General features: G+C 36.8%; 1 protein-coding gene. It reads right to left on the reverse strand.

The features are described 5' to 3' along the window. Positions 1-851 (reverse strand): reverse transcriptase domain-containing protein (locus tag B2G44_RS01065; protein ID WP_257616355.1); only part of this gene is annotated, 851 nt, incomplete at both ends.

Raw genomic sequence — 851 nt, forward strand, 5'->3', positions numbered from 1 at the left:
CAATGATAAAATCATCAGCGTAACGGATGTACTCAACTCTTGTCTTTTGATTTAAATTGATATACCTATCAACCCCCAGTTGATGGTGCTGGTTTTTAAACCATGCTCTCTTATATTCTGGGTTTTCCTTCCTAATCGGCTTCCCTTCTTTAATCAGTTCCTCCATTTTCAAGCCAATATAATGTAAATATACATTGGCTAATAGGGGAGAAATAATTCCTCCTTGAGGAGAACCTGATAAAGATTCGTATTTGATTCCGTTTTTCATGAAGCCGGCTTTCAACCATTCGTTGATAGTTGTCAGGGTTTTATTCTTTCTGATGAACCGATTTAAGGTTCGCATGAGAATCTCATGGTTGATGGTATAAAAGTAGCCTTTTAAGTCGATTTTGACGATGTAGTCAATTCCTTTGAATCTTGGTTTGACGTGTTTGATGGCGTCATGGCAAGATTTTTTGGTTCTAAACCCCAAGCTCCATGCTGAAAAAATATTTTCAAAATAGGGAGTTAAGAGTTGTTCCAGGCATTTTTGTATTAGCCGGTCCTTGATCGTGGGTAGTCCCAGGGGTCTGGTTCCTTTATTATCATTAGGAATGAGAATTCTTTTAACTGGTTTGGGATTATAACCGTTATTGACGTATTCCTGATGGTATCTTTCTAGTCTTTCTAGATTAATTCCATCAATGGTTTCATTGTTAACACCTGGCGCGCCCGCTCCTTTATTAGCCGCAATTTTATTAAATGCTGTTAACGTATTATAAAAGTTATTCATTCCCTGCTGGAGTTCTCTTTTTAAAGAGTAACCATTTGATGAACGATATTGAATTCTCTTCAATGTTCGTAAAAGTTTA

Origin of the sequence: Candidatus Phytoplasma citri, from assembly GCF_002009625.1 — a bacterium.
GTDB classification, from domain to species: Bacteria; Bacillota_I; Bacilli_A; order Acholeplasmatales; family Acholeplasmataceae; genus Phytoplasma; species Phytoplasma citri.